Source organism: Nocardioides sp., assembly GCF_031422975.1.
Classification (GTDB): Bacteria; Actinomycetota; Actinomycetes; order Propionibacteriales; family Nocardioidaceae; genus Nocardioides.
Genome location: NZ_JANPEO010000388.1, coordinates 1 through 8412, shown reverse-complemented (window position 1 = coordinate 8412; position 8412 = coordinate 1). Strand labels below are relative to the sequence as shown.

The window sequence follows — 8412 nt, the reverse complement described above, 5'->3', positions numbered from 1 at the left end:
CAAGCGCAGGACCGCCGACGGCCAGGCCTTCGTCGACATCGGCTTCTGGGGCGGCGCCGTCCCCGGCAACCTCGCGGACCTGCGGCCGCTGCACGACGCGGGGGTGCTCGGTTTCAAGTGCTTCCTGCTCCACTCCGGCGTCGAGGAGTTCCCACCCCTCGAACGCGACCAGCTCGAGCGGGCCATGCGCGAGCTGAGGTCCTTCGGCGGGCTGCTGATCGTGCACGCCGAGGACGCCCACGCCATCGAGCGCGCTCCCGCCGCGCACGGACCGGCCTACGCCGGCTTCCTCGGGAGCAGGCCCCGCGACGCCGAGAACCTGGCGGTCGCGCAGGTGATCGAGCTGGCGCGCGGGACCGGCTGTCGGGTGCACATCCTGCACGTGTCGAGTGCCGACGTGCTGCCCCTGCTCGCAGCCGCCCGCCGCGACGGTGTGGCCGTCACGTCCGAGACCTGCCCGCACTACCTCACGTTCTCGGCCGAGGAGGTCCCCGACGGAGCCACCCAGTTCAAGTGCTGCCCGCCGATCCGCGAGGCCGCCAACCGCGAACTGCTCTGGCAAGGCCTGCGCGACGGCGTGATCGACATGGTCGTGACCGACCACTCGCCCTCGACCCTCGACCTCAAGTGCCTCGACACCGGCGACTTCGGCGTCGCCTGGGGCGGCATCTCCTCCCTCCAGCTCGGCCTGTCAGCCGTGTGGACCGAGGCGCGGCGTCGCGGCTTCACGCTCGACGACGTGGCCCGCTGGATGTGCCGGGCGCCCGCCCGGCACGCCGGTCTGCAGAGGAAGGGTCGGATCGCGATCGGGTGCGACGCCGACTTCACCGTCTTCGCACCCGACGACGGCTTCGTCGTCGACGTCACGCGCCTGCATCACAAGAACGCCATCACGCCGTACGCCGGCCGCCCCCTGGACGGGGTCGTCCGCAGCACCTGGCTGCGCGGCCGGCGCATCGACATCACCGAGCAGGCCGAGCCGTTCGGCCGCCTGCTGACACGAGGAGGAACATGATCACGCCCGAGCCGACGCCCCCGCGCTACTACGCACCCAAGGGTGGCTTGCCCGCACAGACGGAGCTGACCACCGATCGGGCGATCTTCACCGAGGCCTACGCCGTCCTGCCGCGAGGCACGATGACGGACATCGTCACGAGCCTGCTGCCGTTCTGGGAGAAGACTCGGGTGTGGGTCATCGCCCGACCGCTGTCCGGGTTCGCGGAGACGTTCTCGCAGTACATCGTCGAGGTCTCCCCGGGTGGCGGCAGCGAGAAGCCCGAGCTCGACCCGGGCGCCGAGGGAGTCGTCTTCGTCGTCCGGGGCGCCCTCACGCTGACCCTCGACGGGGAGGGGCACGACCTCGGCCCGGGCGGTTACGCGTTCCTCCCGCCAGGCTGCTCGTGGACGTTGCACAACACCAGCGGTGCCACCGCCAGCTTCCACTGGATCCGCAAGGCCTACCAGGTGGTCGAGGGGATCGACGTGCCCGCGGCGTTCGTGACCAACGAGGTCGACGTGCCGGGCGACGAGATGCCGGGCACCGATGGTGCGTGGACCACCCAGCGCTTCGCTGACCCGAGCGACATCCGCCACGACATGCACGTCAACATCGTGAACTTCCAGCCCGGCGGAGTGATCCCCTTCCCGGAGACCCACGTGATGGAGCACGGGCTCTACGTCTTGGAGGGCAAGGCGATGTATCTCCTCAACAACGACTGGGTCGAGGTGCAGGAGGGCGACTTCATGTGGTTGCGCGCGTTCTGTCCGCAGGCCTGCTACGCCGGCGGGCCCGGCCGCTTCCGCTACCTGCTCTACAAGGACGTCAACCGGCATGCCACGCTGAGCCGTCAGCTCGTCTGATAACCGTCGTTCCCGGCACCGGAGCCGGTTCCGGGGCGCGGGCAGTCATGATGAGACCATGAGCAAGTTCCTCGACCACGACGCCGCCCTCCTCGTGATGGCCGACAAGATGTCCGAGCTCAAGCCACGGCTGCGGGGCTGGCTCCATGCAGGCGCGATCCCGCTGGTGGTGGCTGCCGGCATCGTCTTGATCGTGCTGTCCCCGACGACCGGCACGAAGATCGGCTCGGCCGTGTTCATCGCCTCGGCCCTGCTGTTGTTCGGCGTCTCGGCGATCTATCACCGCGGCACCTGGCAACCGGCCGTCTGGGCGTTGCTGCGCCGGCTCGACCACTCCAACATCTTCATCCTGATCGCCGGCACCTACACGGCCTTCGCGATGTTGTTGCTGGACGGCAGCGCACGCGTGTCGCTCCTGCTGGGCATCTGGGGCGGGGCCCTGCTCGGCGTGCTCTTCCGGGTCTTCTGGACCGGCGCCCCGCGGTGGCTGTACACGCCGATCTACATCGGACTCGGCTGGTTCGCCGTCCTCTTCATCCCCGACTTCGTCGATGGGGCCCACCGGCTGAGCACCCCGGTCGCGATCGCCACCTTGGCCCTGGTCGTCGCGGGCGGACTGCTCTACACCCTCGGAGGCGTGATCTACGGTCTCAAGAGGCCGAACCCCAAGCCGGAGTGGTTCGGCTTCCACGAGGTGTTCCACACCTTCACGATCCTGGCCTTCAGTGCGCACTACGTGGCCGTCTCGCTCGCGACCTATGCCCTGCGATGACTCGTGACGGTCGGGCCTGAGAGGGCAACCCGTCGTCACGTCGCCGTCAGGCGGCGAGCGTGCCGGCGAAGATCTGCCAGGCCAGGACCGACTTCGCGGTGAGGCTGAGCACGATGTAGATCCGTTCACCGAAGAGATAGTCGGACCAGCGGCCGCGGGCGCGGTATTGCAGCCATTGGTTGAGCGCGAAGCTGTTGAAGAACACGAACAGCGAGATGAAGATGCCGTACACGAATCCGGGAGGGGTCGCGGACGAGGCCGAGCCGGGGGACAGCAGGTAAGTGCCGATGGCCAGCCAGGGGATGATCCCGGCGACGCACCCGAAGGTGAAGGGCAGCCAGCCGTGCCCGCCCGGCTCCTCGTAGCGCTCCTGGAGCCAGCCGAACAGGATCATCGCGGCGTTCAGGCCGAAGAGCGCCACCAGGGCGGCGACGTCGGAGATCCCGACGAGCTGCGCGATCAGCACGATCATCAAGGAGGATGAGACGGAGTACTCGACCCACCGGGCCGGGTTGCGGCTTCGGTCGAGGTCGGCGAGGTAGCGGCGCCACCACCCGGTGCAGACCAGCGCGTGCGCCAGCGCGGAGAGGGCCAGGAACGCGGCCACCGCGGCGCCGGTCGGGATCTCGAACAGCGTGAGCGGGTCCTGCGGGGCGGTGCCCGGCGGGCCCTGGAGGTAGGAGGCGGTGACCGGGAGCGCGAAGCTGGTGGCGAGGAGGAGCACGCCGATGGCCTGGGCGAGGTGCACCACCCCCGCTATCGCGTTGTCGCGCCGGAGTGTCATCGCCCGGTGCGGGACTCCGGGGTGGGCAATGGCTGACCTGGATCGCATGGAGGGTCCTCCTCGAGGCTTGACACACGAATTGTGTTTCGTGAATACTCTAGTGCACGAGGGGAGTACCCCACCCGCGACGTCATCGTCAGTCCGGCCGGCCATGCCCGGCCCGGTGCGTCGGCCGCCAGCTCACCAGCAGGCGGTGGGGGAGACCTCCAACGCCCCGCTGTCAGCGGGCACGCTGGAGGTAGTTGATGAACGTTCCGCTGTGGGCCTGGATCGCGGTCCTGGCCGTCATTCTCGTCATGCTCGCTGTCGACCTGCTGGCGCACCGGACTGCCCACGTGGTGTCCGTTCGGGAGGCCGCGATCTGGTCTGGGATCTGGGTGTCGCTGGGCCTGGCGTTCGGCGGCGTCATCTGGTGGGCCTACGGCGCCCAGGCCGGGGGCGAGTACTACGCCGGTTACCTGATCGAGAAGTCCCTCGCCGTGGACAACGTGTTCGTCTTCGCGCTGATCTTCAGCTACTTCGCGGTTCCGCGGGAGTACCAGCACCGTGTGCTGTTCTACGGCGTGCTGGGCGCCCTGGTCTTCAGGGCGGTCTTCATCGCCGGCGGTGCGGTGCTGATCGACAACTTCGCGTGGATCTTGTACCTGTTCGGGGGCTTCCTGGTCTTCACCGGCGCGAAGATGTTCACCCACCGCAACGACGAGATGGACCCCTCGCGCAACCCGGTGCTTCGCCTGGTCCGCAAGCGGGTGCCCAGCACCGACGAGTTCCACGGGCAGAAGTTCTGGGTGAAGAAGGCGGGCACGTGGGTGGCGACGCCGCTGTTCATCGTGCTCGTGCTGGTGGAGACCACCGACATCATCTTCGCCGTCGACTCGATCCCGGCGATCTTCGCCGTCACCCAGGACCCGTTCCTGGTCTACACCAGCAACGCCTTCGCCATCCTCGGCCTGCGGGCGATGTACTTCCTGCTGGCCGACCTGATCCACCGCTTCATCTACCTCAAGGCCGGTCTCGCCGCGATCCTCGTCTTCGTCGGCGTCAAGATGCTGCTCCTGGACGTCTACAAGGTCCCCATCTGGCTGTCCCTGACCGTCATCGCCACACTCCTCACCGGTGCGGTCGTGGCCAGCCTGCGAGCGACCCGCGGCGACGCAGTGCCCCTCGGAGACGCTGCCAGCACGGGCACAATCCCTGATGGCACGACTGCCCTGATCGGTCGATCCGATCGACCTCGTCAGGATTGAGGGAGTCGGCCGGCGGGGGCGGCGCCCTTTGCCAGGAGCTCGAGGAAGTCGTCGAGGGTGACCTGGGACTCGAGCTCGTGGCGCAGGTGGGCCGCGCGCACCACCTCGTAGCTGTTGCGGCGACCGACCTTCGTCTTGCGGAGATATCCCTGGCCGACGAGCTCGCGGACGATCTGCTGTACGGCGCGTTCGGTGATCCCCACAGCCTCCGACACGTCCCGCATGCGAGCATCCGGGTCACGCGCGAGCGACACGAGCACGTGTCCGTAGTTGGACAGAAACGTCCACTCGCCCTGACTCACCCGAACGAGACTACGCGAAAGATAGTTCGTTCGGAGTACGCCCCAGGCGACGCTCACCCCTCTCTCATCTTCGGACTCGTACTGTGAGCCGGTGCGGATCTTGGTGGTCGAGGACGACGTGGCGATGGCGGCGGCCATCAAGCGCGCCCTGCACGCCGCGGGGGTGGTGGCCGACATCGCCGGGCTGGGTGACGACGCCCTGTGGATGGTGCGGGCTGCGGCGTACGACGTCGTCGTGCTCGACGTGGGACTGCCCGACCTGGATGGCGTCGAGGTGTGCCGGAGGCTGCGCCAGTCGGGGGTGTGGACGCCGATCATCATGGTGACCGCTCGAGACGCCGTGGTCGACCGCGTCCGTGGGCTCGACGCCGGGGCGGACGACTACCTGACCAAGCCGTTCGCCCTCGGCGAGCTGCTGGCGCGTCTGCGGGCCCTGGCTCGCCGGGAGGCGGTCGAGCGGCCCGCCTGCCTCGAGGTGGGGTCGTTGCGGTTGGACCCCGCTGCCCGGCGGGTGTGGCGGGGTGGCGCCGAGGTGAGTCTGACCGCCCGGGAGTTCGCCCTGCTGGAGGCGTTCATGAGGCACGCTGGCCAGGCCCTGACGCACCTGCAGCTGCTGGATGCGGCCTGGGACTTCGGCTACGAGCACCGCTCCAACGTGGTCGAGGTCTACGTGGGCTACTTGCGCGGCAAGCTGGACACGCCTTTCGGGGTCACGTCCATCGAGACCGTCCGGGGAGTGGGCTATCGACTTCGAGAGGATGGCGGTGCGTGAGTCGCCTGCCGATTCTTGTCAAGCTGACCGCCGCCTTCGCGGCGGCGACCCTCCTGATGCTTGCGGTGGCGGCCGGGTTCGTCTACCTCAGGCTGCGTGCCGACCTCGATGACCGAGTGGACGCCAACCTGCATGCGCGCGCCCGCGCAGCAGTGACCGCGCTCAGTGAGGGGAGCTCGGTGGCCGCCGTGGCGGTCGAGGACCCCGAGGAGAGCTTCGTGCAGGTGCTGTCGGCGGGTGGGGTGAGGGACACTGCCGGCTCACCGGTGGGCGCCACGGTGACCGCCGCCGAGGTCAGCGAAGTCCTGAGGGGTGGCACGGGCACCGAACTCGTCGTCGAACGCACCCTGACCGGGATCGACGGCACGGCCCGGATACTGGTCGTGCGAGATGACAGCTCCACCGGACCAGTCGCCATCGCGGTGGGCCAGTCGCTGCGCGATCGGGACGAGGCGCTCTCGAGTGTCGTCACCTCGTTCCTGGTCGGCGGGATCGCTGCCCTGGTCGCCGCCTCGATGGCGGGGTACGGGCTCGCCCGCTCGGGACTCGCGCCGGTCGAGGCCATGCGGGTCCGGGCGAGCGAGATCTCGGCAGGCGACGAGATGGCCGAGCTGCCTCTGCCCCTCGCCGACGACCAGATCCGGCGGCTCGGGCAGACCCTCAACGACATGCTCGGCCGGCTCCGGGACTCCTACGAGCGCGAGCGGCGTTTCGTCGACGATGCCAGTCACGAGCTGAGGACGCCCCTGGCGGTGATCCAGACCGACCTCGAAGGTGCGTTGCTGGCGGGCGGCCATCGGGCGGAGATCCGCGCCGCCCTCGAGAGTGCGTTGGAGGAGACCCACCGACTGGGGCGGATCGCCGAGGACCTGCTCGTGCTCGCCCGCGCGGCGGGTGGGCGCCTGCCGATCGCGCGGCGAACGGTGTCCGTGCCGGACCTGCTGACCTGGGCCCAGGGCAGGTTCGCAGGCACGTCCGTGGCAGCGCAGCGTTCGATCAGCGTCGACGCGCCGCCGGGCCTGACGACTCACGCCGATGAGGACCGGCTCAGACAAGTGCTGACGAACCTCATCGACAACGCACTCCGTCACGGCGCGGGGGACATCACCCTGACCGCTCGGGCGGTCGACGGCGGAGTGAGCATCGTGGTGCGTGACGAGGGCGGTGGCTTCGCGGACTGGTTCGCCCCTCGGGCCTTCGCTCGGCTGAGCAGGGCTGATCCCAGCAACCGGGGTGCCGGCGCCGGAATCGGGCTGGCCATCGTGCTGGCCATCGTCGAGGCCCACGGCGGGAGCGCCACCGCGGAGGTCGGGCCGCCCGGCACGGTGTGCGTCTGGTTTCCCGCCGGATCCCTGATCACCGCTACTCATCGTCCTCTCACGCAGCCTGCCTAGCGTCCGGAGCAACGCACCTCTCCTGACGAAAGGCAAGACCATGTCCAACCTCAACGACCACCCGCAGTTGCGGGCCATGGCCGTCGGCGCCCTGGCGCTGCTCGGTGCCGGGGGCCTGACCACCGCCGCGGGTGTCGGGCCGCTGTCCGGGAGTCAGCACCCCGTCGTACTCAGCAGTCGGGCCGGGCTTGCGGCCGGGGACGCCTCCGACGTCTGGCCGATCACCGAGTGCGGCACGTTCAACGGCAAGAACTGCGCCCCGCGTGCCGACCGCGTGGATCTGGAGCGGCCCACCTTCTCCGACCCGACGACCATCGACAATCCACTGTTTCCGGTGAGCGCCGGGGGTTCGGTGATCCAGGTCGGCAGGGTGGAGGGCAAGCCGTTCCGCTCGGAGACCACGACCCTGCCCGAGACCGGTGTCGTGGACTGGTACGGAACCCGGGTGCCGGTGGTGCTTTCCCAGTACGTCGCCTATCTCGACGGCCAGATCACCGAGGTCGCCCTGGACCGCTACGCGCAGGCCGACGACGGATCGGTGTGGTACTTCGGCGAGGACGTCATCGACTACGTCGACGGGAGCGCCTTCCTCACTGAGGGGACGTGGCTCACCGGACGCGACGGCCCGCCAGCCATGGTGATGCCGGCGAAGCCGGCCCTGGGCGATGTCTTCCGGGTGGAGAACGTCATCGGCATCGTGTTCGAGGAGCTCACCGTGATCGAGACCGACAAGACCGTGGCCGGACCGAACGGGCCGGTCGGCGGCGCCATCGTCGTCGACGAGCTCGGTGTGGGCGGGACCCACTCCCAGAAGACCCTCGCCCCCGGCTACGGCGAGTTCCTGACCCGAGGAGCCGGGGAGGTCGAGGCGATGGCGGTGGCGACACCCACCAACGCGCTGCCCGGGGGCTCCCCGGTCGAGATCCGCCGGATCCTCACCGCGGCCTGGGGCACCCTGGAGTACGCCCGCTCCGGGGACTGGCGCTTCGCTCGGGCCTCATCGCGCCGGATCGACGCCCAACTGGCACTGGTCGACAAGGGCGCTCAGCCGCTGCGGGTGATGCGCCTCCTCCACCAGGCTGCCGCAAGGCTCCGCGTCGCGGTCCGGGCCAAGCGTGCGGTGGTGGCACAACGAGCCACCGTCGCGGTGGCGCAGTCCGCCATCGACCTCGAGGCCCGCTATCTCGACCCAGGAGACGTCGAGGTGTCCCGATTCCACCTGCACTCCCAACTGGTGCGCCTCGACGCGGCCACGAGGGACGCCGCCGCGGTCGCGGGGGA

General features: G+C 69.4%; 9 protein-coding genes. 7 read left to right on the top strand and 2 right to left on the bottom strand.

Annotation, left to right across the window (positions count from 1 at the left end; translation table 11 throughout):
* The 3 genes from allB to RMO85_RS11715 all read left to right on the top strand — a co-directional run.
* The coding region (gene allB / locus RMO85_RS11725; RefSeq protein WP_310528904.1) for an allantoinase AllB at nucleotides 1-1015 on the top strand (1015 nt) is incomplete at its 5' end.
* Nucleotides 1012-1860, top strand: coding sequence for a bifunctional allantoicase/(S)-ureidoglycine aminohydrolase (locus RMO85_RS11720; protein ID WP_310528903.1), 849 nt, complete (start codon nucleotides 1012-1014; stop codon nucleotides 1858-1860). The genes allB and RMO85_RS11720, both read left to right, overlap by 4 nt.
* Before the next feature lie 58 nt (nucleotides 1861-1918).
* Nucleotides 1919-2632 (top strand): hemolysin III family protein, encoded by a 714-nt coding sequence (locus tag RMO85_RS11715; protein WP_310528902.1) that lies wholly within the window; start codon nucleotides 1919-1921, stop codon nucleotides 2630-2632.
* A 46-nt stretch (nucleotides 2633-2678) separates the two neighbouring features.
* Here RMO85_RS11715 and heR read toward each other — a convergent pair whose 3' ends face one another.
* The gene (gene heR, locus RMO85_RS11710) at nucleotides 2679-3464 is read right to left on the bottom strand and encodes a heliorhodopsin HeR (RefSeq protein WP_310528901.1); all 786 of its coding nucleotides are present in this window, start codon (nucleotides 3462-3464) and stop codon (nucleotides 2679-2681) included.
* A 197-nt stretch (nucleotides 3465-3661) separates the two neighbouring features.
* On the opposite strand from heR, the gene RMO85_RS11705 reads away from it, so the two are divergent.
* Complete coding sequence (locus tag RMO85_RS11705) at nucleotides 3662-4663, top strand: TerC family protein (RefSeq protein WP_310528900.1); 1002 nt, start codon at nucleotides 3662-3664, stop codon at nucleotides 4661-4663.
* Here the strand turns inward: RMO85_RS11705 and RMO85_RS11700 are convergent.
* A complete protein-coding gene (locus RMO85_RS11700; protein WP_310528899.1) occupies nucleotides 4654-4965 on the bottom strand; it encodes a winged helix-turn-helix transcriptional regulator in 312 nt (103 codons plus the stop codon). The genes RMO85_RS11705 and RMO85_RS11700 overlap by 10 nt on opposite strands.
* A 91-nt stretch (nucleotides 4966-5056) precedes the next feature.
* On the opposite strand from RMO85_RS11700, the gene RMO85_RS11695 reads away from it, so the two are divergent.
* The 3 genes from RMO85_RS11695 to RMO85_RS11685 form a co-directional block, all read left to right on the top strand.
* Nucleotides 5057-5737 carry a response regulator transcription factor gene (locus RMO85_RS11695; RefSeq protein WP_310528898.1) on the top strand — a complete coding sequence of 227 codons (681 nt, stop codon included), beginning with the start codon at nucleotides 5057-5059 and terminating at the stop codon, nucleotides 5735-5737.
* On the top strand, nucleotides 5734-7131 hold the full coding sequence (locus RMO85_RS11690) for an ATP-binding protein (RefSeq protein ID WP_310528897.1): 1398 nt from the start codon (nucleotides 5734-5736) through the stop codon (nucleotides 7129-7131). The genes RMO85_RS11695 and RMO85_RS11690 overlap by 4 nt, the downstream gene beginning before the upstream one ends.
* A gap of 40 nt (nucleotides 7132-7171) precedes the next feature.
* Nucleotides 7172-8412: hypothetical protein (locus tag RMO85_RS11685; protein WP_310528896.1), on the top strand; the 1241-nt coding region annotated here is incomplete at its 3' end.

Excerpts from the sequence above, each read along its gene's own strand:
- heR (WP_310528901.1), bottom strand. The coding sequence starts at position 3,464 with ATGCGATCCAGGTCAGCCATTGCCCACCCCGGAGTCCCGCACCGGGCG.
- RMO85_RS11715 (WP_310528902.1), top strand. The coding sequence starts at position 1,919 with ATGAGCAAGTTCCTCGACCACGACGCCGCCCTCCTCGTGATGGCCGAC.
- RMO85_RS11720 (WP_310528903.1), top strand. The coding sequence starts at position 1,012 with ATGATCACGCCCGAGCCGACGCCCCCGCGCTACTACGCACCCAAGGGT.
- RMO85_RS11705 (WP_310528900.1), top strand. The coding sequence starts at position 3,662 with ATGAACGTTCCGCTGTGGGCCTGGATCGCGGTCCTGGCCGTCATTCTC.